Source organism: Nonomuraea sp. NPDC049625, assembly GCF_040675285.1.
Lineage (GTDB): Bacteria > Actinomycetota > Actinomycetes > Streptosporangiales > Streptosporangiaceae > Nonomuraea > Nonomuraea angiospora_A.
Genome location: NZ_JBFAOQ010000007.1, coordinates 502,809 through 528,834 on the forward strand (window position 1 = coordinate 502,809; position 26,026 = coordinate 528,834).

Consider the following 26,026-nt stretch of genomic DNA (forward strand, 5'->3'; position numbering starts at 1 on the left):
CTCCGGCACGCTATCGCGTGCGACTCCGATACACGATGTAAGGACGGAACAAATAGCCCAACGGGGCGGAAAGAGCATGCACCAGGCGGCTGAACGGGAAAAGTACGAACAGTGCCATCCCGATGAGCGTGTGCACCTTGTAAAGGACGTCGGCCTGACGCATCGCGGCGGCGTCCGGCTGGAGGATGAAGATGCCGCGGAACCAGGGCGCGACCGTGGTCCGGTAGCTGACGTCGCTCGGCACGTAACCCGTGACCGTCGTCACCACGCCCGCCACGATCGAGGCGGCCAGCACCGCGTACATCACCTTGTCGTTGGCCGTGGTCGCCATGAACACCGGGCCGGTGGCGCGGCGGCGGTAGATCAGCAGGGCCAGCCCCACCAGCGTGACCAGGCCCGCGAGCCCGCCCCAGACCAGGGCGTTCAGGTGGTAGGCGGCGTTGGACACGCCGATGGCGTCGGTCCAGCTCGCCGGGATGAGCAGGCCGGTCACGTGGCCGACGATCACGAAGACCAGGCCGTAGTGGAACAGCGGGCTGGCCACGCGCAGCAGCGGGCTCTCGTAGAGCTGGGACGAGCGGGTCGTCCAGCCGAACTTGTCGTACCGGTGGCGCCAGATCAGCCCGCCCACGAAGACCAGCAGGGTCAGGTACGGCAGGACCACCCAGAGCGTGCTCTCCGCCCAGCTCACAGGTAACCTCCCACGGTCTCGGCCGGCGGCCCGGCCTGGGCCAGGCGCGTGGCCTGGAGCCGCTCGGCGGCGGTGATCGGCGGCAGGGCCGCGCACACCGCGCCGATCACGTACGCGTACGGCGAGTCGCAGTCGGTCAGGGCCGTGAGCAGCAGCTCCAGCCCCAGCCTGTGCTCCCTGAGCAGTTCGGCGCCCGAAGGATCGAGCGCGGCGAACTCCAGCAGCACCGGCAGGAAGTCGGGCAGTTCGTCGTCCATCAGCTCCCACCCGGCCGCCCGGTAGCGCTGTTTCAGCGCGGCCAGCGACCGGCCGCGGCGGCGGGTGTCGCCGTCGGTGTAGTAGGTGAGGTAGAGGCAGCAGCGCCGGTGCAGGTCGAACGTCTCCACGTAGTGCGCGGCCAGCTCGCCGGGCCCGAGGTCGGAGACGCGCGCCAGGAACGTCCCGAAGTGCGGCTCGGCGGCCTCCTTGATGAGCGGGAGCCGGTGCCAGAACCGCTCGTCGGGATAGGCGAGGAGGTGGGCGGCGGCCTGCCAGACGACGGCCCCCACGACGGCGCTGCTCATGGTCTTCTCCTCTTGGTCGGGAACAGGCCGGCGGGGGCGCCGCGGCCGTCCCAGTTGAGCAGGTTCACCCGGTCGTGGGTGACCTCCTCGCTGGTCTGGCGCTGCTTCAGGCTGTGGAAGGTCTCCACCGATACCGGGACGGGCCGGCCCGACGCCTCGCCGAACGGGCCCTGCATCCCGGGCCCGCCGTCGTAGTCGAGGCTGCAGCCGCCCTCCTCCACGATCCCGGGCGGGATGTTCCCGTAGGCGGTCGGGATCACGTACCGCTCGTCGTACTTGGCCAGCGCCAGCAGCCGGTACATGTCGCGTATCTGCTCCTCCGACAGGCCCGTCTCCGCCAGGACGGGCGGCTCGCCCAGGTTGACCGAGCGCATGTACGAGCGCATCGCCGCCAGCCGGCGCAGCGCGGCGGTCACGGGCGCCGGGTCGCCGGCGGAGAACAGTTCGGCCAGGTAGCCGACGGGGATGCGGAGCGACTCGATGGCGGCGAACAGGTTGACCGCGTCCTCGCCGTCGTGGCCGCCTTCGGCGAGCGCGTCCACGACGGGGGAGAGCGGCGGGACGTACCAGACCATCGGGAGGGTGCGGTACTCCGGGTGCAACGGCAGTGCTATCCGATATTTCTTGATCAGGTCGTACACCGGGGATCGCCGCGCGGCCTCCACCCAGTCGGCGGGCAGGTCCGCGGCATCCACCGCCGGGTCGTACGGGTCGACGAACAGGTCCAGCTGGGCCTCGTACAGATCGCGCTCATTGGCCACCGAGGCGGCCGCCGCCACGCGTTCGGCGTCGTACAGCAGGACCCCGAGGTAGCGCAGGCGCCCGACGCAGGTCTCCGAGCAGACCGTCGGCAGCCCGACCTCCACGCGCGGGTAGCAGAACGTGCACTTCTCCGCTTTGCCGGTCTTGTGGTTGAAGTAGATCTTCTTGTACGGGCAGCCCGTCACGCACATGCGCCAGCCCCGGCACTTGTCCTGGTCCACCAGCACGATGCCGTCCTCGGCCCGCTTGTACAGGGCGCCCGACGGGCACGAGGCCACGCACGACGGGTTGAGGCAGTGCTCGCAGATGCGCGGCAGGTAGAACATGAACGCCTGCTCGAAGGAGAGCTTGACCTGGTCCGACACCTTGGCGAGCACGGGGTCGGGCGAGGGGTCGCCGCCGAGGTCGTCGTCCCAGTTGGCGCTCCACTCGATCTTGGTGGGCCGGTTGCTGATGAGCGACCTGGGCGGCGCGACGGGGACGTCCTCGGAGAGGGGCGCCTTGATGAGGTTCTCGTAGTCGTACGTCCAGGGCTCGTAGTAGTCCCGGAGCGCGGGCATGAGGGGATTGGCGAAGATGGTGAGCAGCTTGTGGAGGCGGCCGCCCGCCCTGAGCTTGAGCCTGCCCTTTCTGTCCAGCGTCCAGCCGCCGCGCCAGCGTTCCTGGTCCTCGTAGCGCCTCGGGTAGCCCTGGCCGGGTCGGGTCTCGACGTTGTTGAACCAGACGTACTCGACGCCCGCCCGGTTGGTCCAGGTCTGCTTGCAGGTGACCGAGCAGGTGTGGCAGCCGATGCACTTGTCCAGGTTCATCACCATGGCGATCTGGGCCATGATCGTGGCCATCAGAAGCGCACCTCCTGTGATCTGCGGCGGATGGTGGTGATCTCGTCGCGCTGGTTGCCGGTGGGGCCGAAGTAGTTGAAGCCGTACGAGAGCTGGGCGTAGCCGCCGATCATGTGGGTGGGCTTGATGAGCACCCTCGTCAGCGCGTTGTGGATGCCGCCCCTGCGGCCGGTCGCCTCCGACTTGGGCACGTCGATCAGGCGCTCCTGCGCGTGGTACATGTACACCGTGCCCTTCGGCATGCGGTGCGAGACGATCGCCCTGGCCACGACCACGCCGTTGCGGTTGACCGCCTCGATCCAGTCGTTGTCCGCGATCCCGAGCCCGGCCGCGTCCTCGACCGACATCCAGATCGTCGGGCCGCCCCTCGACAGCGACAGCATGAGCAGGTTGTCCTGGAACTCGGAGTGGATCGACCACTTGCTGTGCGGGGTCAGATAGCGCAGCGTGCCGGCCTCGCCGAACAGCGCGGCCAGGTCCAGCGGCGGGCGGTAGATCGGCAGCGACTCGCCGTACTCGTGCATCCAGTCGTGGTCGAGGAAGAAGTGCATGCGGCCGGTGAGCGTGTGCCAGGGCTTGCCGTTCTCGACGTTGATCGTGAAGGGGGAGTAGCGGCGCTCGTGCGACTCCTTGCCGGACCACTCGGGGCTGGCGGCGACCTGCACCGGTCTGGCCTGGGTGTCGGAGAAGACGATCCGGTGCCACACGTTGACCAGGTCCTCGAAGTCGGTGCCCGTACGCTCGGCGAGCTGCCTGAAGCCCTGCGCGGCCAGCCTGCCGTTGCTGACGCCCGACAGCGCCAGGATCGCCTCGCACGCCTTGGCGTCGGTGTCGAGCTCCGGCCGGCCCTTGGCCGCGCCGCGCGGCACCAGGCCGCACGCCTGGCCCAGCCAGGCCACCTCCTCGTCGGGCATGAACGTCACGCCCTTGACCGGGATCCCCAGCTTCTCCGTGAGGGGGCCGAGCGCCGCCAGCTTCTCGGCGATGGCGCCGTAGTCGCGCTCCACCACCTTGAGCTCGGGCCCGCCGCCCATCGCCAGCTCGCCCGGGGTGTCGTGCTGGTACGCCGTCGCGACCACGTCCCTGCGGATGCCGAGGTGCTTCTCGCCGAGCTTGCTGAAGGTGCGAGCGATGGCATGAAAGGCCGAAAAATCGGTCTTTGTCTCCCAGGGTGGGCTGATCGCCGGGTTGAACGCGTGCACGAACGGGTGCATGTCCGTGGACGACAGGTCGTGCTTCTCGTACCAGGTGGCGGCCGGGAGCACGATGTCGGAGAAGATCGTCGAGGACGTCATCCTGAAGTCGAGCGTGACCAGGAGGTCCAGCTTGCCGCTCGGGGCCCGGTTGTCGGCGTCCTCCAGGTTCGAGATGGCGCCGAGCAGGTGGTGCTGGAAGTACTCGCTGCCCTTGGCGGAGGAGCCGAGGAGGTTCGAGCGCCAGAGCATGAGCACGCGGGGCCAGTTGCGCGGGTCGTCCGGGCGTTCGGCGGCGTAGCCGAGCCGGCCCGAGCGGAGCTCCTCGCGCGTGTACGCGATGGGGTCGTCGGCGTCGCCCAGCTCCAGGGGGTTGCGGTCGAACGTCGGGGCCATCGGCATCCAGCCGTTCCTGACGGCCTCCGCCACCAGGTCCGCGGTGCGCTTGCCGCGGAACGTGCCGGGGCCGAGGGGCGAGGCCAGGTCGCCCGCGTCGAAGTGGTCGTAGCGCCACTGGTCGGTGTGCAGGTACCAGTACGGCGTGCCCGGGACCTGCCGCGGCGGCCGCGCCCAGTCGAGAGCGCCCGCCAGCAGCGCCCAGCCGCCCAGGGGCCGGCACTTCTCCTGGCCCACGTAGTGCGCCCAGCCGCCGCCGTTGCGGCCCTGGCAGCCGGTCAGCAGGAGGAGCGACAGGAACGCCCGGTAGATCGTGTCGCCGTGGAACCACTGCGTGGTGCCCGCCCCGAGGATGATCATGCATCGACCCCGGGTCGACGCGGCCGTCCTCGCGAACTCTCTGGCGATCTTCACCGCCCTCCCGGCGGGCACGCCGGTGATCTCCTCCTGCCAGGCCGGCGTGTACGGCTCCCCGGCGTCCTCGTAGCCCGCCGGCCAGACACCCGGGAGCCCGTCGCGCGCCACCCCGTACTGGGCCAGCAGCAGGTCGAACACCGTGGTCACCAGGTGCTCCCCGACCCTGGTCGCCGGGACGCCCCTGCGTACCGAACCGCCGCCGTCGAAGCGCGGCAGCAGGACCTCGGCCGGCTCGCCCCCGTACAGGGTGAGCTTGGGGTCGGTGCCGAGGTCGAGGTTCCAGCGGCCCTTGCCGGACTCGGTCCAGCGGAAGCCGGCCGAGCCGTTCGGCACGACGGGCTCGCCGGCCTCCGACATGAGCACGGTCTTCCACTCGGCCGCCTCCTCCTGGGAGCCCAGGTCCTTGGCGGTGAGGAACCTGCCGGGCACGTACGCGCCCGCGCGCTCCTCGAGCCGGACGAGGAACGGCAGGTCGGTGAAGCGCTTGACGTAGTCGGTGAAGTACGGCGTCGCGCGCTCGACGAAGAACTCCTTCAGCAGCACGTGCCCCATGGCCATGGCCAGCGCGCCGTCCGTGCCGGGCCGCACGCTGACGAACTCGTCGGCGAACTTGGCGGCGTCGCTGTAGTCGGGGGAGACCACGACGACCTTCTGGCCCCGGTAGCGGGCCTCGGCCATCCAGTGCGCGTCGGGGGTGCGGGTGACGGGGACGTTCGCGCCCCACATGATCAGGTACGCGGCGTCCCACCAGTCGGCCGACTCCGGCACGTCGGTCTGGTCGCCGAACACCTGGGGGGAGGCCACGGGCAGGTCGGCGTACCAGTCGTAGAAGGAGAGCATGGCGCCGCCGATCAGCGACAGGAACCGCGAGCCGACCGCCTGGGAGACCATCGACATGGCGGGGATGGGGGAGAAGCCGGCGATCCGGTCGGGGCCGTACCGCTGGATGGTGTGGACGTGGGCGGCGGCGATCATCTCGGTGGCGAGGTCCCAGGTGACGCGGACGAGGCCGCCGGTGCCTCGGGCGGACTGGTAGCGACGCCTTTTCAACGGGTTTTTCACGACATATGCCCATGCGTCCACGGGGTCGCCGTTCAGGCGTTTCTTCGCTTCCAGGTACATCTCGACGAGGACGCGCCGGGCGTACGGGTAGCGGACCCGGGTCGGCGAGTAGGTGTACCAGGAGAAGGCGGCGCCGCGCGGGCAGCCGCGCGGCTCGTACTCGGGGCGGTCGGGGCCCACGCTCGGGTAGTCGGTCTCCTGCGCCTCCCAGGTGATGATGCCGTCCTTGACGAACACCTTCCACGAGCACGAGCCCGTGCAGTTCACGCCGTGCGTGGAGCGGACCACCTTGTCGTGACTCCACCGGTCACGGTAGAAGATGTCTCCTTCGACGCCGCCTTTCAGGTAGAGGGTGTGCAGATCGGCGCTGGTGACCGACCTGCGCAGATAGCGACCGGTCTTCAGCAGGAGCTCCTCCACACTCATACCCCCACTTCATCACACATAGTGACTCTCTGTTACACAGGGTGTATGTCTGAGCTTCGTAAAGGTCAGATGTCGAACCTGGCCCTGGCCACCGCGGCGTTCGCGGTGACGTTCTGGGCTTGGAACCTCATCGGGCCCCTGTCCGGGAGCTACAGCAGGCAGTTGGGGCTGTCGCCGACCCAGACCTCGCTGCTGGTGGCGATCCCGGTGGTGGTGGGGGCGCTGGGGCGGATCCCGGTGGGGGTGCTCACCGACCGGCTCGGCGGGCGGCGGATGTTCGCGGCCGTCTGCTTCGTGTCGATCGTGCCGGTGCTGTTCGTAGGGTGGTCCGGTTCGTATGGGTGGGCGCTGTTCTGGGGGTTCCTGCTGGGGATTCCGGGGACGTCGTTCGCGGTCGGCATCCCGTTCGTGAACGCCTGGTACGAGCCCGCGCGCCGGGGGTTCGCGACCGGGGTCTTCGGGGCGGGCATGGGTGGCACGGCGCTGTCCTCGTTCTGCACGCCGCGGCTGGTGGAGGAGTTCGGGCGGGCGGGGGCTCATGTGCTGATGGCGGCGGTGCTGGCGCTGATGGGGGTGATCATGCTGGGCGGCAGCCGGGACTCGCCCGCGTGGTCGCCTGCGGGGTCCTCCGCAGGGGCGTCAGCGGGGTCGGTCGCGGGGGCGCCGGCCGGATCGGTCGCGGGGGCGGCCGCGTTGCGTGGGATGCGGGAGGCGGTGCGGATCAAGGCGACCTGGCAGTGCGCATTCCTTTATGCGGTGACTTTTGGCGGCTTCGTAGCCTTTTCCACCTATCTCCCGACCTTGCTGCAGAACGTGTACCGCTTCGCTCAGACCGACGCCGGGCTGCGTACAGCCGGGTTCTCGATCGCGGCCGTGTTGTCGAGACCGCTGGGCGGGGCGCTCTCCGACCGGATCGGGCCGGTCAGGGTGCTGTTCGTCGCGCTCGGCGGGACCGTGGTGATGGCGCTGGTGCTGGCCCTGAGGCCGCCGCCCGAGGTGCCCGCCGGGCTGAGCTTCGTGCTCATGGCGTTCTTCCTGGGCCTCGGGACCGGCGGCGTGTTCGCGCTGGTGGCCAGGCTGGTCGAGGCGTCCAGGGTGGGGACGGTGACCGGGCTCGTCGGGGCCGCCGGAGGGTTGGGCGGGTACTTCCCGCCGCTGGTGATGGGGGTCGTCTTCACCGCGACGGGGGCGTACACGGTGGGGTATTTGCTGCTGGCGGTGACTGCGCTGGCGGCGCTCACGTACACGCACCGGGCATTCCGGACGCTCTAGTGGCGGGTTTTCGTACGTTCCAGCTGCTCGAAAACCGTTTGCCGATCCGGGGTGCGCCTTGTCAACCTTGTCAGGCCATGCGATCCCTTCCTGAAGCCGATCCCGGCGTGCCCGACATTCGCAGCCCGTTCCGCTACCTGTGGTGGAACGCGCGGCGGCAGTCGGCACACCTTCTTGTGGGCATCGGCTTCGCCACCCTGTGGTGGCTGGTGCAGGCATTGATGCCGGCGGCGCTCGGGAAGGGCATCGACGCCGTCACCGCCAAGGACACCGGGGGGCTGCTGCTCTGGGCTTCGGTCCTGTTCGGCCTGGGGCTGATGCAGGCGTTCACCGGGATCATGCGGCACCGGATGGCCGTCTACAACTGGCTGGCCGCCGCGTACCGCACCGTGCAGCTGACCGCCAGGCAGTCCGCCCGGCTGGGCGCCACGCTGCCGAAGCGGCTCTCGACCGGTGAGGTCGTCAGCGTCGGCAACTCCGACATCGCCCACATCGGCAACTCCATCGACATCCTGCTGCGCGGCACCGGCTCCATCGTGGCCATCGTCACCGTCACGGTGATCCTCATCTCGACCTCGCTGCCGCTCGGGCTGCTGGTCCTGTTCGGCGTGCCGCTCATGACCGCGGCCGTCGGGCCGCTGCTCAGGCCCCTGCACAGGCGCCAGGCCAGGCAGCGCGAGCTGTCCGGCGACCTGTCCACCAGGGCCGCCGACATCGTGGCGGGCCTGCGGGTGCTGCGCGGGATCGGCGGGGAGCAGGTCTTCGCCGACCGCTACCGGGCCGAGTCGCAGCGGGTCCGGCGGGCCGGGGTGAGCGTGGCCGGGGTCGAGTCCGTGCTCGAAGGCGCCCAGATCGTGCTGCCCGGCCTGCTCATCGCGGCCGTCACCGGCGTCGGCGCCTCGTTCGCGGTCGCCGGGGAGATCCCCACGGGGCAACTCGTCGCGTTCTACCTCTACGCGGTTTTCCTGATCGGCCCCATGCGGACGCTCACCGAGGCCGCCGACAAGCTCACCAAGGGCCACGTGGCGGCCGGACGCGTGATCCGGATCCTGGCCATCCAGCCCGAGGTCACCGGCGGCACCGGCACCAGCGCGGGCGGCGTCCTGCGCGACTCGTACAGCGGCGTGACCCTTCAGCCCGGCTGCCTCACGGCGGTCGCGGCGGACACCTCCGATGACGCCATCGCCATCGCCGACCGGCTCGGCCGCTACGCCGACGGCGACGTCACGTTCGGCCCGGTCGACCTGTCCACGCTGCCCATCGACGAGGTCCGCGCCCGCATCCTGGTCGCCGACAACGGCGCCCGGCTGTTCACCGGCCGCCTGCGCGACGAGCTCGACGTGCGCGGCGAGGCCTCCGACGCGCAACTGCGCGAGGCCCTGCACGCGGCCTGCGCCGAGGACATCGTGGAGGCGCTGCCCGACGGGCTGTCCGCCACGGTGGCCGAGGCGGGGCGGGAGTTCTCGGGCGGGCAGCAGCAGCGGCTGCGCCTGGCCCGGGCGCTGCTGGCCGACCCGGAGGTGCTCATCCTGGTCGAACCCACCAGCGCCGTCGACGCCCACAGCGAGGCCCGCATCGCCGAACGCCTCGCCAAGGCCCGGGCCGGCAAGACCACGCTGATCTGCACGACCAGCCCGCTGGTGCTCGACCGTACCGACCACGTCGTCTATGTGCAGGACGGGCGGGTGCTCGCCGAGGGCACGCACCGGCAACTGCTGGATAGCTCGCCACATTACGCCGCCACCGTGACCCGCGGAGAGGACTGACCTCATGCCCCGGACCCACGGGAAGCGCTGCCCCCTGCCCACCCTCGGCTCTCGACTCCGGGACGGATGGGACCACCACCGACGGGCACGGTGCACATTCGGAACGCTCGCTCGCTCGTTCGTTCGGAAGAGGTGAAGCAGGATGGCCCGCGAGATCTTGCCGGTCGCCGATCGAAAACAGGTGCGTGCCTACGCCAGGCGGCTCACCCTCCGCTACCCGCGACAGCTCACGATCGCGCTGACCCTGCACGGCCTGGCGGCCGTCGCGGGGCTGGCGGTGCCGTGGCAGCTCGGCGGGCTGGTGGAGGACGTCCAGTACGGCGTCGAGGTCAACGTCGCCGTCGTGGCCGCCGCCATCGGGGGCTTCCTGCTGCTGCAGGGTGCGCTCATGCGGTTCGCGGTGCTGGCCTCCGCCAGGCTCGGCGAGAAGGTGCTGGCGGAGCTGCGCGAGGAGTTCGTGGGCCGGGTGCTCGGGCTGCCGCTGTCCACCGTCGAGCGGGCCGGGTCCGGCGACCTGATCACCCGTACCTCCCGCGACGTCGACTCACTTTCCCGCACCGTACGGAACGCCGTCCCGGAGACGCTGATCGCGCTGGTCACCTTCCTGATCACGGTCGGCGCGCTGCTGCTGGTCAGCCCCCTGCTGATGCTGCCGATGCTGATCGCCGTACCGGTGATCTGGGTCTCCACGCGCTGGTACCTGAAGCGGGCGCGGGACGGCTATCTCCGCGAGAACGCCGCCTATGCCGACATGACGGAAGGGCTGGCCGAAACCGTCGAGGGCGCCCGTGCCGTGGAGGCGCTCGGCCTGCAGGCGCGCCGCCGATCGCGTACCGACGACGACATCAGCCGCTCCTTCGCCGCCGAGCGCTACACGCTCGGGCTCCGCACGGTGTGGTTCCCCGCCGTCGAGCTCGGCTACGTGATCCCCGTCGTGACCACGCTGCTGGTCGGGGGCCTGTTCTACACCAATGGCTGGGTGGCGCTCTCCCAGGTGGCCACCGCCACGCTCTACGCGCAGCAGCTGATCGACCCGCTGGACAGGTTCCTGTCGTGGATCGACGAGCTGCAGGTGGGCGGGGCTTCCATGGCCCGGCTGTTGGGCGTGGCCAACGTCCCCGACGACCGTGCGGCCGGCTCCTCGCGTCCCTCGGGCGAACTCCTGGAGGCGTCCGACGTCCGGTACGCGTACCGGGAGGGCCGGGACGTGCTGCACGGCGTGTCCCTGACCGTCCGGCCCGGCGAACGACTCGCCATGGTGGGCCCTTCTGGGGCCGGAAAGTCCACGCTGGGCCGGCTGCTGGCGGGCATCCACGGACCGCGTACCGGCTCGGTGTCCGTGGGCGGGGTCCCGCTCGTGGACCTGCCGCTGGACGAACTGCGGGGGCACGTGGCGCTGGTGACGCAGGAGCACCACGTGTTCAAGGGCTCGCTGCGCGACAACCTGCTGATCGCCCGCCCGGACGCCTCCGACGCGGCCGTACGCGAGGCGCTCGAAGCAGTGGACGCCCTGGGCTGGGTCCTCGCCCTGCCCGCGGGCCTGGAGGCGGAGGTGGGCTCCGGAGGCCTGGCGGTGTCACCCGCCCAGGCGCAGCAACTCGCCCTGGCCCGCCTGGTGCTCGCCGACCCGCACACCCTGGTCCTGGACGAGGCCACCTCCCTCATCGACCCCCGAGCGGCCCGCCACCTCGAACGCTCGCTGGCCGCCGTCCTCGACGGCCGCACCGTGATCGCGATCGCCCACCGTCTCTACACGGCCCACGACGCCGACCGGGTGGCGGTCGTGGAAGACGGCCGGATCAGCGAGCTGGGCTCCCACGATGACCTGATGGCGGAGGGCGGCTCCTACGCCGCCCTCTGGACCAGCTGGCACGGCACTCCGACCACCACCCGCTCCTGAACGAGGATCGTCACGTCGGCTCCCCGGCCTGGCGTCCGCAGGCGAGGAAGTCAGAGGAGTCGCGCGATCTCGGTTGCGGCGAGCCGTACGCGTGGGGCGATCTCGTTCTCATCCCGCGTCCCGATGGTCACCACGCCCACGCTTGCGTCGGCCGGGCGCCCTGCTGCGACGATCGGGGCAGCGATGCCCCATGCCCCTGGCTGTAGCTCTCCTGCCGTGACCGAGTAGCCGGTGGCGCGGGCCTGCGTTATCTCCGAGCGCTCCCCGGGGAGGGGCGGGCGGCCGGCCAGGATGGCGATCCCTGAGGCGCCGCGGTTCGCCGGATGCCGAGTGCCGGCGCGATAGCTGACGTGGATCTGCGAGACGCGCGGCTCGGTCACGGTCAGAACGACCGCCTGGCTCTCGTCGATGTCGAGCACCGTGATGAAAGCGGTGGCGTTGCAGGCGTCGGCGAGCACCTGGAGCGCTGCGGCGGCCGCGCTGCGGAGCCTGTGCTGGACGGCGGCGTTGAGTTCGACGATGCCGAGGCCGAGGGTGAAGCGGGTGCCGACCCGGGCGGCCAGCCTGTGGTTGCCGAGTGCTGTCAAGTGACGGGAGACGGCGTTGCGATGGATCCGGGCGAGCTGGGCGAGTTCGGTGATCGTCAACCCGTCCGGATGGTCCTTGAGAATCTCCAGGAGTCGCAGGCCGGTGTCGATCGTTTTCGAGCCGGTCGTGGAGGCAGCCGGGCCTTGCTGGTCAGGGGCCGGGTCTTGCCGGTCAGGGGTCATTCGATGCCTAGGGAAGGTGCGGGGGTGTAGCGCAGGGGTAGGTGCTTGATGCCGCCGATGAAGTTCGACACCAGCCGGACGGGCGGCCCGGCGAGTTGCACGTCCGGCAGCCGCCAGAGCAGCTCCCGGTAGAACACGCGGAGTTGCAGCCGGGCGAAACGGGAGCCGAGGCACACGTGCGGTCCGTCGCCGAACGACACGTGGTCATTGGGCGAGCGCGCGATGTCGAAACGCGTCGGGTCGGGGAAGCGGCGCTCGTCGAAGTTGGCGGCAGCATGGAAGACGACGACCTTGTCGCCCGCGGCGATGCGCCGTTCGGCCAGGACCGTGTCGTGTACGGCGGTGCGGCGGAAGCTGAGGACGGGGGGATGCCAGCGCAGCATCTCCTCGATGGCCGAGTCGAGGAGTTCGGGGTGGTCCAGCAGGCGACGATGCTGGTCAGGGTGGTCGAGCAGGGCGAGTATCCCGCCTGGCAGAGCCGAACGTACGGTGTCGTTGCCCGCGATCACCAGGAGAAAGAAGAACATCGACAATTCGGGATCGGTGAGACGCCGCCCGTCCACCTCGGCCGTGGCGAGCGCGGTCATGACGTCGCTTGCCGGATTCCGGCGTTTGTAGGCGGCGAGTGAGTGAGCGTACTCGAACATGTCGGTGAGCATTGCGGGGGATCGTGGATTGACCGGTTTGCCATCCGGGCCGTGGACGGCGCTTGCGTGATCGGGATCCTGGTAGCCGATCACGCGGTTCGTCCACTCCAGGATCCGGCCGCGATCCTCGGGCGGGATGCCGAGAAGATCCGCGAGGTTGTGGATCGGGTAGTCATCGGTCACGTCCGCCGGCAGGTCGCACTCGCCTCGCTCGGCGATCTCGTCGATGAGCAGCCGTGCTCGTGCCGCGATACCGGTGGTGAAGCGTTCGATGCGCCTGGCGGTGAACACGCCGGAGACGATCCGCCGGAGCCAGCCGTGGTCCGGCGGATCAAGGTTGAGCATCATCTGCCGGATGAACGACAGGTCGGCGGGGTCCGGGTCGCGGATCTGGGTGGCGCCGAGCCAGGAGCTGAACTCGGTCGGCGTGCGAAGTACGCGCACGACATCCGCGTGACGGGTCACCGCCCAGAAACCGGGCCCCGCCGGCCAGTTCCCAACCTGGTGCTCCTCCTGCCAGCGCACGGGGTCGTGGTCACGCAGCCAGCGATACGTCTCGTGCGGGATGCCCTGTGCGTAGATACGCGGGTCGAACACGTTGGCCGTCGTACTCATACAGGTCACGGGCAGCCCTTCCAAGAGATCGTCAGGCGGCCAGGAAGCGTTCGATGGCGGACACCAGAGCCAACGGCGTCTCGTCCATCGCGTAGTGGCCGGCATCCGCGAATGTCAGCAGTTCGGCGTTCGGGTACCACTGCAGCCATGTGCCCCGCATGACATCGGCGGACAGCGCGGGGTCGTGTTCGCCGGCGACGACGAGCACTGGCGTGGTGGCTCCGACCACCTCGGAGTGGAAGTCGGTGCGGGCCCAGGCGTCCAGGTAGGCCCGGTAAGCGGTCACCGTGGACTTCCGCAGCGAGTTGTCGACCATCTCATCGAGCCAGGCATCCGGAAGCCGGTTGCCGGTGGTCAGATCGATGATCACGCGACGGTTGGCGGGCTCCTCAGCGGAGCCGGAGAACAGCGCCCACCCCTCGTCGTCGAACGGCACGCCCGAGGCCGGCACCGGAGAGATGCCCACGAGCTTGCGGACCCGGCCGGGCGCGTCCAGCATCACCCGCTGCATCGCCGTCCCGCCCATCGAGTGACCGATCAAGGAGAAGGTCTCCCACCCCAGCTTGTCGGCGAGCGCCGTCACATCGGCGGCGATCTCAGCGAGAGTGTATTCACCAGTGAGATCGCGAGCCTCGCCGTACCCCCGGTAGTCGGGGAAGGCGTAGGTGAAGGCCTCGCCGTTCAGGTAGGGCTGAATCTTCCCGAAGGAGCCGCGATCTCCGAACCAGCCATGCAACGCGATCACGCGGTGGGGCCCGGAACCGAGGACGTCATGGGGAAGGGCGACGGGGGACATGACGGATTCTCCTTAGCGTTCGTGGCGTCGGAAGCGTTCGTGGCGTCGAATGCGTTCGTGGCGTCGGATGCGGAGCAGTCGCCGGATGCCGTGGCGGGCGGCATCTCACCCGCACGTCCGGTGCCGCCGACGCAGTCCAGGCTGAACCAGACGTACTTGCCGTTTGCATGCTGGACGGTGCCCCACTGGTCGGCCTGCGCCTCAACCAGGAACAGCCCACGCCCGCTTTCGGCGAGGAAGTCAGGGGCACGCCGCGTCGGGAGGGTCGGATCGTGGTCGCATACCGCCAGCCAGATCGTGGCGCCCCCCACTCGAACGTTGATCCTAATGTCGGGAGATCCGCAAGCGGGCGGGACCGCGTGTTGGACCGCATTTGTGACCAGCTCGCTGGTCAGTTCAGCGATCGTCGCCTCATGCGCGGGACAGAGAGGCAGATCCCAGGAGACGAGCATCGTCGACACCCAGCGGCGGGCGATGGATGACGCGATCGGCGAGCGCGGCAGATCGCACCAGCGGGAGAGCAGCCGGCTCTGAAGTTCGGTGGCGACATTCACGGCGCCCCCGCTGTGATTGGCGGTAAATGACAGGTCAATACGCCACCAGGGCATTGCGTGACGTTCCTGTCGTCGGACGCTTCCGATCCCACGCCGCCCTGCATGGGCCGCCCTGAGGCGGCTGCGGCGCGTCCGAACTCGGGTTTCAAGCGATGCATCGCGAACACGGCGTCGGCTTCTCCGGATGCCCAAATATTGGGCGTGATGGTCAAAAAGTGGGCGTGCAGCGAAGAAAGCATCGGTCGAAACAAAGCCGTTGTCAACGCGAATGCCGCAAGATGTGGATCTTTCTGTTGATGCGCCACGTCCAGCGGTGAAAGCCCGCGCAAAGCTCGCAGTGACTCCTTCGAGGACCGCGCGCTCGTTCTCCCCGGTCAATGCCGGTGACGTGAGATCGAACGGGGCGTGGTGGCGCGGGCTACTTCGTAGACAAAGGGAACGACGCGACGTGCGGGGGCGGCGTACTCGCCCAGATCCTCGGGTTCGGGGCCGGCGCCGGTCATCAGGGATGGCGGATTCGTCTGATCTCATCGCCGCCGTTATGCGTCCTTGCCGGATGCCGTACGCCGGCGCGGCATCCCAGGGGTCATTCTTTCTTTGGTGGCTCCGTTCCTGCTGGCGTCGGCGCCGTTTGTCTCATCGTCGACGGCTGATCGGGTGGGGGCCGCTGGTTCGGGAGACGTCGGACGCCGCGACAACGGTGCTGGTCGCCCGCCGGCAAGGTGTGTCGGTGGAGGTGCTCAGCGAACGCACCGAGAGCCGGACGGTGCGCGCCACCCCTCAAGTCCTCAAGCCCTCAAGCAAGTCCTCAAGCCCTCAAGCCCTCAAGGCACGATGACCGCAGAGCTAAGCGTCCGTGGGTTCCCGGTAGCCGACAAACTCACCCCTGGTGGCCCCGACGCTGCTGCTGTATTCGGCCAACGAAGGCGACGACCTCGCTTGGCGCAAGTATGGCCCCCTCAAGGACGCGGGCGTACATGGGCCATCGCGCCACACCAACGGAGCAGAGCACGGTTGCTGCGCCCCAACCGGCCCTCAACCTGGAGCATCTCGTGAAGCCATAACCCTCCCGGCGACGTACACGTGTGGCGAGGGTCTGAGCGCGACGCCGGGACTTTAGCGGTTAGGCCTATGCGCGCGCCGGGACGTTGGGTGGTGTGGCGGTGTTCGCGTTGCACTCGGGTGTTGGGCAGCGGGGGCTACGCGCCGCGCCGGGGCATCGGGCGGTGAGGTGGGCTATGCGCTGCACCGGAGGCGTCAGACGGCGACGCGCGGGTGCTGGGCAAATGAGGGGTCATGCTACGGGCACCCAGGTCGGGCCGCCGTCGTCGGCGGTGTGGTCGACGCGGCCGAACACCACGTCGGCGAAGTGCACGCCGAAGCCGATCGTGTCCGGACGTTGCAGCTCGTTGACCAGCCGGTGCCGGTGCACCGTCGACTCCACCGAGTCCAGGTCCGAACCGGCGAACCAGTCGGGATGCCGGATCTGGGCCGAGGAGTGCAGAGCGTCGCCGAACGCGATCAACCGCTGGCCGCCGGACGTGATCGTGTACGTGGCGTGCCCGAACGTATGCCCGGGAGCCAGCGCCACCCGCACCCCCGGGAAGATCTCCTCGTCGTCCCGCACGGTACGGACCCGGGGCGCCAGCGCGGCGAGCATCTCGTCGGTCGTCCCCTGCTCGAGGCTCAGCTGCCGCTGCTCCCATTCGGGCTCGGAGATCAGGTAGTCGGCCTCGGTGAACGCGGGACGGTTGCTGCCGGGTGCGGGGTGCCAGGCCCAGCCGAGGTGGTCGAGGTGCAGGTGAGTGAAGGCCACCGCCTCGATCTCGTTGGGCCGCCGACCCAGCTTGGCGAGGTTGTCGAGCAACTCACCACCACGGATGGAGCCGATCTTCGGGTTCTCCGGATCGTCGGGTACGGACACCGGCCCCACGCCGGCATCGATCAACAAGGCCCTCTCGCCGTACTCCACCAACAGCGCACCGATGCTGCCCACGAGGTTCCCCGTGTGGTCGAGGAAGGCGGCGTTGTCCTTCCAATCCTGCTCTGTCGTCTCCAGCAACCACCCGTACGGCTTGAGCTGCACTGCGCCGTCGGGCACATAGCTGATCTTGAGCTCACCGAGCTGCAGGGAACGGACAGAGGACGGCCGACGCAGACGCTCTTCGTAGCTGTTCATGGCAGAGAAACTTACAACTAGAACTATTAAAGCTGCAAATATACATGCTTGAGCTATCCTGTCCCTGTGAAGCCGCCCGAGCCCGCCACGACTGCCAGCTCCGCCACCACCGGCGGTGACGCCGCCAGCTCTGCCACCACGAGCGGTGACGCCGCCGGTGTGGATGTCACGCGTGTGGATGACACCAGTGGACGCGCTGCCGGCAGCGCGGAGCGTGCCCTTGCCGAGCGGAACCTGTGCGGCCTCGTCGGTGCGTTGGCCAAGCAGATCGAGGGCCATATCAGGGAGCGGGCGGCCGCGCTGGACCTGACGGCGGCCCAGGCGGTGGCGCTGCGCGAACTCACCGGCCCGATGACCATGCGCGACCTGGCCGATCGGATGAGTTGCGAGCCGTCGAACGCCACCTTCGTCGTCGATCGGCTGGAGGAGCAGGGCATCGTCGAACGGCGCCCTCATCCCGGTGACCGCCGGGCCAAGCAACTCGTCCTGACCTCCGAAGGCGTCGCGCTCCGCGAGCGGCTGATCGACCTGCTCACCGAGGCCTCACCCTTGGCCCGGCTCACCTCGGAAGAGCAGGCCGCCCTCAACGACCTCCTCACGCGGGTGGTGCGATAAGCGGGTGACGCGATAGCCGGAGTGCGGTGATCGCGCGGCGGCTGTGCGATGCGTGCGGTGTGGGACGTCGTGGGGGAGCGCGTCCGATTGTGGGGGTCAGGGTTGTGGGGTCAGCATTCTGTTTTGGTGGGGGGCATGGTGCGGTCGGTGAAGTAGCGGTTGATGTGGTCGCGGGCGCAGGGGTTGGCGCCGTAGAGCGTGTGGCCGGGGCCGTTGTGGCGGATGGTGGCGCTGCCGGGCACCTGGGAGAGGACGCGGGTCACCGCGTCGGACTCGCCCCAGGCTCCTGCTCCCAGCATGGGTGGGAGGCCCTTGGGGAGAGGGGTGGGCGGGTTGGTGACCGGCTGGGGCCAGCCGATGCAGCCCAGGGTCGCTGACGCGAGGGTGTTGGCCGTGCCGGTGTTGGGGGCCACGCGTTGCAGGCGCTTGATGGCGGCGGTCATCTCCTTGCGATTGGCGAAGCGGGGCCAGTCGGCGCATTCGGTGACGCCGGTGGCCTGGTCGGGGTAGCGGGCGCCGCGTTGCGGGACGAAGTCGGAGGCGTCGCCGTCGGCGGCCTTGCGGATCGCCTGGGCCAGCTTGGGCCAGGCGGCGGTGCCCTGGCGGGCCAGGCCCAGGGCGAAGCTCTGGAGGTCGCGGGTCTTGTAGGCGACGTTGGCGGTCTTCGTGGGGATGGGGGTGCGGTCGGCTCGGGCGATCAGTGTGCGCCAGAGGGCGGGGACGTCCGCGCAGTCGTTGGAGGCGCACCAGGTGAAGAAGCGTCGCAGGAACTGCTCGTTGGACTTGGCCATCTCCTCCAGCTCACGCTCCCAGTCGGCGGCGCTGTGGCTCCACGTGCCGTCGAGGACCATCGTGCGGATCCGGTCCGGGAAGAGGCGGGCGTAGTCCTGGCCGTAGAAGCCCGCATAGGAGGCGCCGTAGTAGTTGAGCTTGTCGTCGCCGAGGGCCTTTCTGATGGCCTCCATGTCTCTGGCCTGGTCTGCCGAGCTCATGTTGGCGAACAGCTCGGGGTCCTTGAGCCGGCAGGCCTCGGCGTAGCCGCGGTTGGTGTCGGACAGGCGGCCGAAGTCGGCGTCGTCGCGGGGTGAGTCGGGGATGGGGACGCGGGTCCAGGCGCACTGCAGGCCCGTGCTGAGGCCCCCGAACTGCTCGCCGTAGCCGCGGGTGTCCCACGTGACGATGTCCATGCGTTCGCGGAGCTTGGTCCACCAGTCGGAGGCGGACTGCGTGATGCCGATGCCGGGGCCGCCGGGGCCGCCGTAGGCGATCAGGACCGAGCCTTCGGACTTGCCGGTGGCCTTCAGCCGGCCCAGCTTGAGGGTGATCTTGCGGCCGTCCGGCTTCTGCCAGTCGGCCGGGACCTGGAGGTCGCTGCACTCCATGCCGATCTTGTCATTGGGGCAGGTCTGCCACTGCTGCGGCCCGCCGGCGGTGGCCGCCGCGGACGCCGAGGTGGTCGGCAAGGTCCCCATGCCCAGCAAGGCCAGGGTGATGGTGAGGGGCTTGAGCATGGCGTTCACGATGCCGGAGGGGGAGGTGGAAGCGCGTCGGACCAGGGTTTGGTCTTTTGGGGGTGCGGGTCCTACCAGGGGTTGTCAGACCGCTGCACGCCCCGACCGGTCGGAGAGGGTCTGTGGGGACACTCGACCCAGCGCCCGCCGGGCTCGGCCTGGAGCCGAAGGCGGCCAAGACGGGCCCTTGTGGGTGGGGTGGGTCTTGCGATGGCGGGGTGGGTCTTGCGGTGGCGGGGTGGGTCTTGCGGTGGCGGGGTGGGTCTTGCGGTGGCGGGGTGGGTCTTGCGGTGGCGGGGTGGTCTTGCGGTGGCGGGGTGGTCTTGCGGTGGTGGGGTGGTCTTGCGGTGGTGGGGTGGCGTTGTCACGATCGACGGCGTGGGCAGATGGCAGTGGGTCTGGGAAGGCGCGCTCGGGGTCGTCACGGTGCTGGGGCTGGGGATGGTCCTGTTCACCGCTCCCGGCGGGCACCTGCTGAACATCCTCGCGTCCTCCGCGCCGCTCGGCCTGGTCGCCGTGGCGCTCTCCTTGTCGATGCGCGCCGGCACGCCCAACCTGGCCGTGGGCTCGGTCGCCGCGCTGTCCGGAGTGCTCATCGCCTCCGTCGTGGTCGTCCTCGGCATGCCGCTGGTCGTCGGGGTGCTCCTCGTCATCCTGCTCGCCGCGCTCTCGGGGCTGGTCATGGGGGCGTTCACGGTGCTGCTGGAGGCGCCGGCCTGGGCGGTCACGCTCGCCGCCGCCGTGGTCTGCGACGCGTTGTCGCTCGCGTTCACCCAGGCCAGGACGATCCTCCTGCCGGCGGCGCCGTCGCTCTCGCCCGTGGTGGGGTTCGCGGTGTTCGCCGTCGTCTCGGTGGCGGGCGGGCTGTTGTGGGCCCGGCGGGAGTTCCGGCAGTGGCTGACCAAGGGGTGGGCCGGCCCTCTCGTCGGGCTGGCCGGATCCTGCGTGCTCGCCGCTTTGGGTGGGTTCGTGCTGCTGTTGCGGCTGGGAGCGGCGCAGCCGGGCTCTCAGGGGCTGTTCACCATGGTGTTCGCGCTGGCGGCCGTTCTCCTGGGGGGCACGGGCCTTCCGAGCCTTTCGAGCCCTTTGAACGGCACCGGCGCGGTGAGCACGGTGGCCGACGGGGGACGTGGGGGCGTCGCCGGCACCCTGCTCGCCGTGCTCATCCTGGCGATCGTGCAGGGTGAGCTCACCCTGCTGGCGGTCCCCACGTACGTCATCATGATCGTCCTGGGTGGCGTCGTGATCGCCGGCCTGGCCGTGTCCCGAGCGCTCGACGCCTTACGTCAGTGAAGCCCCGTGCCGGTAAGGCGCCGTCCCGGCAACGCCTCGTGCTGGTGAAGCCTTGCGTCGGTGAAGCCCTGTGCTGAAGAGCACGCGCCGGTAGAGCCCGCGCCGGTAGAGCCCGCGCCGGTAGAGCACGGTGTCGGTAGCCCCGGGCCAGTGAAGTCCCGAGCCAGTGAGGCTCCCGCGTCAGTGGGTCAGCCCAGCGACTTCTTCAGGAAGTCGACCTGGAGCAGCAGCAGGTTCTCCGCCACGACCTCCTGGGGCGTCATGTGCGTCACCCCCGAGAGCGGGAGCACGCTGTGCTGCCGGCCCGCCGCGAGCAGGGCGGATGACAGGCGCAGCGTGTGAGCGGCCACCACGTTGTCGTCGGCCAGGCCGTGGATCAGCAGCAGCGGGCGTTCGAGCTTGGGCGCGTCCGCGAACAGCGAAGAGTTCTCGTACACCTCGGGCTGCTCGTCCGGATGGCCCAGGTATCGCTCGGTGTAGCACGTGTCGTACAGCCGCCAGTCGGTCACCGGCGCCCCCGCCACCGCCGCGTGGAACACGTCCGGTCGCCGCAGCACCGCCAGCGCGGCCAGGAAGCCGCCGAACGACCAGCCGCGAATGGCCACCCTCGTCAGGTCGAGATCGTCGGGATACTGCTCGGCCACCCCCTGCAGGGCGTCGATCTGGTCGTCGAGGGCGGGGGTCGCCAGGTCGTTCAGGACGGACCGCTCGAACTCGGGACCCCGGCCAGGGGTGCCGCGCCCGTCCGCGACGATGACCGCGAAGCCCTGCTCGGCGAACCACTGGCTCTCCAGGAACGCGCCGCGCCGGTTGAGCACGCGCTGCGCGTGCGGCCCGCCGTACGGGTCCATGAGGACCGGCAGCTTCCCGGAGCCCTGCTCGTGCCACGAGGGCAGCACCACGGCGGTGGCCAGCTCGCGACGGCCGGAACGGCCGAGCGAGACGCGCAGGTCGAGCCCGGGCCGCTCGGCGAACGACGGGATCGGCACCGCCATGCCGTCGCGCCGTACGACCGTGGTCGAGACGCCCTCGGCGTCGAGGCTCTGCTCGGTCAGGACGCCCACGCCGCCGGACATCCGCCCCGAGAACACCCCGGAACGGGTCGAGACGGGCAGCAGCGAATGACCGTCCCACGTCCACAGGTGAACCTCGGTCGGATCGCCGCTCGCGCTGAACAGCACGCTGTCGTGATCGACGTCGAGCACCGCCCGCACCTGCAGCGTGGGCGGGGTGACCGCGCGGTCGCCCACGAACAGCCGGTTGCCGCCCTCCGAAGCGGCCACCCACACCAGCGACCCGTCGTCGAGGTGCGCGGGCACGCCGGACACGATGTCGACCCAGGCCGGATCGGTGTCCTCGCGCACCAGCGCGGCCGCGCCCGTCGCCGGGTCGACCGTGAACAGCCGCATCGTGCGCTGGTCGCGCGTCAGGGTCACGATCGACAGCGCGTGGGAGTCCCAGGCCGCCGTCGTGAGGTATTCCTCCTCGTACGGCACCGCGACCCGCGACCCGTCGAGCCCCAGCACGAACAGCTCCGTGACCGCGTTGGGCGTGCCGGCGGCCGGATAGCGCTGGGCCGACGCGGGACGGTCGGGGTTGGCCGGGTCGGCGATGTGCCAGACGTGGACCGGGGCCTCGTCGGAGCGTTCGACCAGCAGCGCGTCGCTAGACGGCGCCCACCAGTAGCCGCGCATCCGGCTCATCTCCTCGGCGGCGATGAACTCGGCCAGCCCATACGTCACGGTCTCCGACTCCGGCGTGGCCAGCGCGCGGTCCTCGCCGGACGCGAGGTCCTGGACGCGCAGCGCGCCGCCGGTGACGTACGCGACATGTCCCCCGTCCGGGGACAGACGGGGATCGATGACCGCGCCCGGCGTGTCCAGCCGGCGCGCCTGACCGGTCGCGAGGTCCACGACGTAGAGAGCGCCGGACAGGGCGAAGGAGGCCCGCGTGACGTCCGTGTCGGTGGCGTACGCGACCACGCCGCCCGCCGCCTCCCGGCTGCGCTCGCGCCTGGCCCGCTCCTCCGGCGGCAGGTTCTCCTCGTCGGCGTCGAGCGCGCGGGGGTCGACGACCAGGCGCTCGACGTGGGTGTCGGTGTCGAGCTCCCACAGGCACGTCACCGGATCGGTGCCCGATTTCGTGCGGAGGAAGACCACCCGGCCGCCGTCCGGAGTGATCGTGAAGCCCCTGGGCACTCCGAGGGTGAACCGGCGGGTCCTGGCAGACAGTCGCGGGAAGCTCTCGCTCATGCGCCCAATCCTGCCACCGCCGATGAGGAACCTGCGCAATGGCGTCCGGAGCCCGTCGGTACGCTCATCCCTATGACTGATCGACGGCTCCTCCTCGTACACGCCCATCCGGACGACGAGTCGATCGGCACCGGGGCGACGATGGCCAAGTACGCCGCCCAGGGAGCCCACGTCACGCTCGTGACCTGCACTCTCGGTGAGGAAGGCGAGGTCATTCCCGCCGATCTCGCCCACCTGGCCGCCGACCAGGACGACGCGCTCGGGCCGTACCGGATCGACGAGCTCGCCGCCGCCTGCCGGGCGCTCGGCGTCGAGGACCACCGCTTCCTGGGCGCGCCGGGCCGCTGGCGGGACTCGGGGATGATGGGGGTGGCGTCCAACGACCACCCGAAGGCGTTCTGGCGCGCCGACCTCGACGAGGCGGCGGGAGAGCTCGTCAAGGTCATCCGGGAGGTACGCCCGCAGGTCCTCGTCACGTACGACGACAACGGCTTCTACGGGCACCCCGACCACATCCAGGCGCACCGGGTTTCGCGCAGAGCGTTCGAGCTGGCCGCGAAACCGGACTTCGGCGAGGGCGAACCGTGGCAGATCGCGAAGTTCTACCACACGGCCCTAGCCCGATCCGTCATGCGGCGCACGACCGAGGCGCTGCGCGGGGCGGACGTCGGCTTCCTGGTGGAGGACGTGGAGGACATGCCGTTCGGCAACGCGGACGAGGACGTCACCACCGAGGTCGACGCCCGCCCGTGGATCGGAGCCAAGATGGAGGCCATGCGGGCGCACGCCACGCAGATCGTCGTGGACGGACCGTGGTTCGCGCTGTCCAACAACATCGGCCAGGAGGTCCTGGGCGTCGAGCACTACCGGCTGGCCATCGGCGTGCCCGGCCCCGCCGTGCCCGGCCCGCCCATCGAGGCGGGCGGTCTCGGCGAACCGCACACCCGCGAGAACGATCTCTTCGCGGGCATCCACTAACCTCGTGCGACATGGAACATCGCAGCCAGGCCGAGTCGGCGCTGGGCGGAGCGGCGTACGGCATGCTGTTCGTGCTCGGCGTCGTCATGGGCGTCGTGGGCGGCTTCACGCATGCGGTGCGGCAGATGGGGCCTGTGCCGATCGCGGCGATCGTGTGGGTGCTGGCGTTGTTCGCGGTGTGCCTGGGGGCGGGCAAGCTGATGCGGGGCAAGCTCGGGGCTTTCATGGCGGCGGTCGGATGGCTGCTGGTCACGATGCCGTTCACGCTGAAGCTGAGCGCCGGCGATCTGGTGATCGCGGATGGTCCGCCCGGGTACGTCTACCTGTACGGAGGGTTGACGGCCATTGTGGCGGCCTATCTGCTTTCGCCCTCGTCAGAGGGGGGATCGTGGCTCTTGCATGGGTACCCTCAGAAGAACTCTATGTAGCGGCATAAAGTAGCGTTCGTGCATTCCATCGAGCGGCCAGTGGACCCTGAGACTTACCGCAAGGTCGTCGGTCGCTTCGCCACTGGAGTCGCGATCGTCACCACCCGGCTGGACGATGTCGATCATGCGATGACGGTGAATTCGTTCACCTCGGTCTCCCTTGATCCGCTCCTCGTGCTGTTCTGCGCGGAGAAGGTGGCCCGGTTCCACGACGCGGTGCTGGAGGCGGGGGTGTGGGGGGTCTCCGTGCTGCCCGCCTCGATGGAGGACGCCTCGCGCTTCTTCGCCCACCGGGGCCGGCCGTTGAACGGGCAGCTCGCGCGGTGGCCGCATCACCTGGGGGAGTCGGGGGTGGCGTTGTTCGACGGGGCCATCGCGACGGTGGAGTGCGTGACGACGGCGGTGCACGACGGCGGGGACCACTCGATCGTGGTGGGCCAGGTGACGGCCCTGGACACGCCTTCGGACGGGGCGCCGCTTCTGTACCACGAAGGCCAGTACAAGACCCTCTGGCGGGCATGAGTCGGGCCAGGCACGTGGCCTGGCCCGCTCACTTGCTCGCTTCCCGGGTGGCTACTGAGTGGTAGCGCTGGTCGATTCCGACGGCGTGGTGGTCGCAGTCGCCGTCGGGACGCTGGTGCCGGTCGGCGTCAGCGTGTCCGGCGGGGTCTCGGAGGGGAGCTCTGTCGGCGTCTCCTCCGCCGGCGGCGGACAGGTGGGGATCCCCGGCGCGCTCTCCGTCGGTGTCACGGAGTCGGTCGGGCTCGTGGTGGATGTCTCGGTCGGGCCGGTGGTGGGTGTCGTGGTCGGGGTTTCGGTCGGAGTTCCGGTGGGAGTTTCGGTCGCGCTGTCAGTCAGGGTCGGGGTCGGCGTCGGCGGGTCGGTGACCGGCGGGGACTCCGTGCCCGTGGCGGTGGGCGTCACCGTGTCCGTCGGGCCGGTCGTCGGCGGAGGGGTCTCCGTCGGGCCGGTCGTCGGCGGTGGCAGGGTCTCCGTCGGCTCGATGCTCGGCTCGACGCTCGGCTGACAGGTGAACGTCACCGTCTGCGTGACCGTCGGCCCCGGCTCGGTGACCGTGATCTGCTCCTTCACCGTCACCGTCGGAAGGGGCGTCATGGTGACTGCCGGTTTGCCCTTTTTCTTGTACGTGCCCCGGCCGAGCCGCTCCGTGGACTCTCCCGAGCCCTCGGTCACCGGGAAGTCGACGCTGGTCGTCTTGCAGGATCTGCCCTTGCAAACCCGCTGCTTGATCGAGAAGAGAGCAGCTTGCGCGTCTGTGATCGATACATTCAGGTAGGAGACGCCTCGCCTCTTGACTACCTTCGTCGTGGCGGTGTACTCCCCGATCGTGGGAGTCTCCGTGAGTGTCGGACTCGTGGTCGGGGCAGTGGTTAACGCCACGTTTGCGCCGAGAGCGCCTGGTCGGTTGTCAGTGGATCGTAGGGGATCGGTTGCTGACGTCTGGGTGATCGCCACTCCGCCGGCTCCTGCCAGTGCGACGGTGCCGAGCAGCGCGCCCAGGATGGAGAATCTCATAATCCTGCTCTTGTGGGAGATTTCAGGACGGGGATCATTATTCCGACTTGTCAAGATTGGTCAAGGCTGAGACGCATGGACAGGCGCTTCCGGTTCCGGCGGGTGGCGAACTACGTGAACCTCGCCACGCCGCTCGGTCTGCTGATCTCGATCATCGGTGGCGCGACCAGGAACCCCGGCCCCGACGGGCTCATCCTGGCCTTCGGCTACCGCTACCGCTTCCCCATCGCGGGGGCGTTCACCGTGGGAAACGTCGTCCTGACCAGGTGGGACGCGCTCCCCGATCGACTCGTCCGCCACGAGGGCCGGCACGCCACCCAGTGGGCCTGGTGCGTCGGCCTCCCCATGCTGCCGCTCTACCTGCTGTCGATGCTCGTGTCGGTGATGGTCTGCGGCAACCAGGCCACGTACAACCTCTTCGAGCGCCTGGCCGACCTGGAGGACGGCGGCTACCCCCGCGCCCGGCTGTGGTGGCGGCGGCGCAGCGGCGTCGAGTGAGGCCGAAGCGCGTGCCCCCGGTGTCAGGGGAGCGGTCCCTGCGGTGCGGCGTCGAGTGAGGCCG

22 protein-coding genes are annotated in these 26,026 nt (G+C 69.8%); 11 read left to right on the top strand and 11 right to left on the bottom strand.

Annotated elements, in window-relative coordinates:
• Positions 1-10: 10 nt before the first annotated feature.
• From narI to AB0J87_RS31430, 4 genes are read right to left on the bottom strand one after another with little or no spacing between them, the layout of a single operon-like run.
• Positions 11-691, bottom strand: a complete 681-nt coding sequence (narI, locus tag AB0J87_RS31415) for a respiratory nitrate reductase subunit gamma (RefSeq protein WP_363970874.1) — start codon at positions 689-691, stop codon at positions 11-13.
• Complete coding sequence (gene narJ / locus AB0J87_RS31420) at positions 688-1,254, bottom strand: nitrate reductase molybdenum cofactor assembly chaperone (RefSeq protein ID WP_355197250.1); 567 nt, start codon at positions 1,252-1,254, stop codon at positions 688-690. Before narJ ends, narI begins: the two co-directional genes overlap by 4 nt.
• A complete protein-coding gene (gene narH, locus AB0J87_RS31425; RefSeq protein WP_363970877.1) occupies positions 1,251-2,858 on the bottom strand; it encodes a nitrate reductase subunit beta in 1,608 nt (535 codons plus the stop codon). Before narH ends, narJ begins: the two co-directional genes overlap by 4 nt.
• Positions 2,858-6,352, bottom strand: coding sequence for a nitrate reductase subunit alpha (locus AB0J87_RS31430; protein ID WP_363970879.1), 3,495 nt, complete (start codon positions 6,350-6,352; stop codon positions 2,858-2,860). The genes narH and AB0J87_RS31430 overlap by 1 nt, the downstream gene beginning before the upstream one ends.
• A 45-nt stretch (positions 6,353-6,397) precedes the next feature.
• Here AB0J87_RS31430 and AB0J87_RS31435 point away from each other — a divergent pair, with 45 nt between their 5' ends.
• The 3 genes from AB0J87_RS31435 to AB0J87_RS31445 all read left to right on the top strand — a co-directional run bounded on the left by AB0J87_RS31435 (position 6,398) and on the right by AB0J87_RS31445 (position 11,290).
• The gene (locus tag AB0J87_RS31435; protein WP_363970881.1) at positions 6,398-7,624 is read left to right on the top strand and encodes an MFS transporter; all 1,227 of its coding nucleotides are present in this window, start codon (positions 6,398-6,400) and stop codon (positions 7,622-7,624) included.
• Positions 7,625-7,701: 77 nt separating this feature from the next.
• Positions 7,702-9,390: an ABC transporter ATP-binding protein gene (locus AB0J87_RS31440; protein WP_363970882.1), complete on the top strand. Its 1,689-nt coding sequence runs from the start codon at positions 7,702-7,704 to the stop codon at positions 9,388-9,390.
• A gap of 142 nt (positions 9,391-9,532) precedes the next feature.
• A complete protein-coding gene (locus AB0J87_RS31445) occupies positions 9,533-11,290 on the top strand; it encodes an ABC transporter ATP-binding protein (protein ID WP_363970884.1) in 1,758 nt (585 codons plus the stop codon).
• Between the two features lie 50 nt (positions 11,291-11,340).
• Here AB0J87_RS31445 and AB0J87_RS31450 read toward each other — a convergent pair whose 3' ends face one another.
• From AB0J87_RS31450 to AB0J87_RS31470, 5 genes are all read right to left on the bottom strand, one after another.
• A complete protein-coding gene (locus tag AB0J87_RS31450; protein ID WP_363970886.1) occupies positions 11,341-12,060 on the bottom strand; it encodes a helix-turn-helix domain-containing protein in 720 nt (239 codons plus the stop codon).
• Positions 12,057-13,322 carry a cytochrome P450 gene (locus AB0J87_RS31455; protein ID WP_363970888.1) on the bottom strand — a complete coding sequence of 422 codons (1,266 nt, stop codon included), beginning with the start codon at positions 13,320-13,322 and terminating at the stop codon, positions 12,057-12,059. The genes AB0J87_RS31450 and AB0J87_RS31455 overlap by 4 nt, the downstream gene beginning before the upstream one ends.
• Before the next feature lie 31 nt (positions 13,323-13,353).
• Positions 13,354-14,118 carry an alpha/beta hydrolase gene (locus AB0J87_RS31460; RefSeq protein WP_363970890.1) on the bottom strand — a complete coding sequence of 255 codons (765 nt, stop codon included), beginning with the start codon at positions 14,116-14,118 and terminating at the stop codon, positions 13,354-13,356.
• Positions 14,064-14,726, bottom strand: coding sequence for an ATP-binding protein (locus AB0J87_RS31465; protein WP_363970892.1), 663 nt, complete (start codon positions 14,724-14,726; stop codon positions 14,064-14,066). Before AB0J87_RS31465 ends, AB0J87_RS31460 begins: the two co-directional genes overlap by 55 nt.
• Before the next feature lie 1,240 nt (positions 14,727-15,966).
• A complete protein-coding gene (locus tag AB0J87_RS31470; RefSeq protein ID WP_363970894.1) occupies positions 15,967-16,851 on the bottom strand; it encodes an MBL fold metallo-hydrolase in 885 nt (294 codons plus the stop codon).
• A gap of 66 nt (positions 16,852-16,917) precedes the next feature.
• Here AB0J87_RS31470 and AB0J87_RS31475 point away from each other — a divergent pair, with 66 nt between their 5' ends.
• Positions 16,918-17,466 (top strand): MarR family transcriptional regulator, encoded by a 549-nt coding sequence (locus tag AB0J87_RS31475; RefSeq protein ID WP_363970896.1) that lies wholly within the window; start codon positions 16,918-16,920, stop codon positions 17,464-17,466.
• A 110-nt stretch (positions 17,467-17,576) separates the two neighbouring features.
• Here the strand turns inward: AB0J87_RS31475 and AB0J87_RS31480 are convergent, their stop codons facing one another.
• Positions 17,577-18,977, bottom strand: coding sequence for an alpha/beta fold hydrolase (locus tag AB0J87_RS31480; RefSeq protein WP_363970898.1), 1,401 nt, complete (start codon positions 18,975-18,977; stop codon positions 17,577-17,579).
• Positions 18,978-19,355: 378 nt separating this feature from the next.
• Between AB0J87_RS31480 and AB0J87_RS31485 the strand changes: the two genes are divergently transcribed.
• On the top strand, positions 19,356-20,270 hold the full coding sequence (locus AB0J87_RS31485; protein ID WP_363970900.1) for a hypothetical protein: 915 nt from the start codon (positions 19,356-19,358) through the stop codon (positions 20,268-20,270).
• A gap of 188 nt (positions 20,271-20,458) precedes the next feature.
• On the opposite strand, the gene AB0J87_RS31490 is transcribed toward AB0J87_RS31485, so the two are convergent.
• Entirely contained in the window at positions 20,459-22,522 is a 2,064-nt protein-coding gene (locus tag AB0J87_RS31490) for a prolyl oligopeptidase family serine peptidase (RefSeq protein WP_363970902.1), read from the bottom strand.
• A gap of 72 nt (positions 22,523-22,594) precedes the next feature.
• Here AB0J87_RS31490 and mshB point away from each other — a divergent pair, with 72 nt between their 5' ends.
• The 6 genes from mshB (at position 22,595) to AB0J87_RS31520 (ending at position 25,962) form a co-directional block, all read left to right on the top strand.
• Positions 22,595-23,500, top strand: a complete 906-nt coding sequence (gene mshB / locus AB0J87_RS31495; RefSeq protein WP_363970904.1) for an N-acetyl-1-D-myo-inositol-2-amino-2-deoxy-alpha-D-glucopyranoside deacetylase — start codon at positions 22,595-22,597, stop codon at positions 23,498-23,500.
• 11 nt (positions 23,501-23,511) lie between these two features.
• A complete protein-coding gene (locus AB0J87_RS31500; RefSeq protein WP_363970905.1) occupies positions 23,512-23,928 on the top strand; it encodes a DUF6113 family protein in 417 nt (138 codons plus the stop codon).
• 39 nt (positions 23,929-23,967) lie between these two features.
• Complete coding sequence (locus AB0J87_RS31505; protein ID WP_363970907.1) at positions 23,968-24,450, top strand: flavin reductase family protein; 483 nt, start codon at positions 23,968-23,970, stop codon at positions 24,448-24,450.
• A gap of 58 nt (positions 24,451-24,508) precedes the next feature.
• Complete coding sequence (locus AB0J87_RS31510; RefSeq protein ID WP_363970909.1) at positions 24,509-24,955, top strand: hypothetical protein; 447 nt, start codon at positions 24,509-24,511, stop codon at positions 24,953-24,955.
• A gap of 3 nt (positions 24,956-24,958) precedes the next feature.
• Positions 24,959-25,225, top strand: coding sequence for a hypothetical protein (locus tag AB0J87_RS31515; protein WP_363970911.1), 267 nt, complete (start codon positions 24,959-24,961; stop codon positions 25,223-25,225).
• Between the two features lie 314 nt (positions 25,226-25,539).
• The gene (locus AB0J87_RS31520) at positions 25,540-25,962 is read left to right on the top strand and encodes a hypothetical protein (RefSeq protein WP_363970913.1); all 423 of its coding nucleotides are present in this window, start codon (positions 25,540-25,542) and stop codon (positions 25,960-25,962) included.
• Positions 25,963-26,026 lie beyond the last annotated feature (64 nt).

Bases quoted from the DNA above. Each gene is read 5' to 3' on its own strand.
- AB0J87_RS31470 (WP_363970894.1), bottom strand. From the start codon at position 16,851: ATGAACAGCTACGAAGAGCGTCTGCGTCGGCCGTCCTCTGTCCGTTCC.
- AB0J87_RS31440 (WP_363970882.1), top strand. From the start codon at position 7,702: ATGCGATCCCTTCCTGAAGCCGATCCCGGCGTGCCCGACATTCGCAGC.
- AB0J87_RS31445 (WP_363970884.1), top strand. From the start codon at position 9,533: ATGGCCCGCGAGATCTTGCCGGTCGCCGATCGAAAACAGGTGCGTGCC.
- narJ (WP_355197250.1), bottom strand. From the start codon at position 1,254: ATGAGCAGCGCCGTCGTGGGGGCCGTCGTCTGGCAGGCCGCCGCCCAC.
- AB0J87_RS31430 (WP_363970879.1), bottom strand. From the start codon at position 6,352: ATGAGTGTGGAGGAGCTCCTGCTGAAGACCGGTCGCTATCTGCGCAGG.
- AB0J87_RS31520 (WP_363970913.1), top strand. From the start codon at position 25,540: ATGGACAGGCGCTTCCGGTTCCGGCGGGTGGCGAACTACGTGAACCTC.
- AB0J87_RS31465 (WP_363970892.1), bottom strand. From the start codon at position 14,726: ATGCCCTGGTGGCGTATTGACCTGTCATTTACCGCCAATCACAGCGGG.
- narH (WP_363970877.1), bottom strand. From the start codon at position 2,858: ATGGCCACGATCATGGCCCAGATCGCCATGGTGATGAACCTGGACAAG.
- AB0J87_RS31460 (WP_363970890.1), bottom strand. From the start codon at position 14,118: ATGTCCCCCGTCGCCCTTCCCCATGACGTCCTCGGTTCCGGGCCCCAC.
- AB0J87_RS31500 (WP_363970905.1), top strand. From the start codon at position 23,512: ATGGAACATCGCAGCCAGGCCGAGTCGGCGCTGGGCGGAGCGGCGTAC.
- AB0J87_RS31490 (WP_363970902.1), bottom strand. From the start codon at position 22,522: ATGAGCGAGAGCTTCCCGCGACTGTCTGCCAGGACCCGCCGGTTCACC.
- AB0J87_RS31480 (WP_363970898.1), bottom strand. From the start codon at position 18,977: ATGCTCAAGCCCCTCACCATCACCCTGGCCTTGCTGGGCATGGGGACC.
- AB0J87_RS31435 (WP_363970881.1), top strand. From the start codon at position 6,398: ATGTCTGAGCTTCGTAAAGGTCAGATGTCGAACCTGGCCCTGGCCACC.
- mshB (WP_363970904.1), top strand. From the start codon at position 22,595: ATGACTGATCGACGGCTCCTCCTCGTACACGCCCATCCGGACGACGAG.
- AB0J87_RS31455 (WP_363970888.1), bottom strand. From the start codon at position 13,322: ATGAGTACGACGGCCAACGTGTTCGACCCGCGTATCTACGCACAGGGC.
- AB0J87_RS31450 (WP_363970886.1), bottom strand. From the start codon at position 12,060: ATGACCCCTGACCGGCAAGACCCGGCCCCTGACCAGCAAGGCCCGGCT.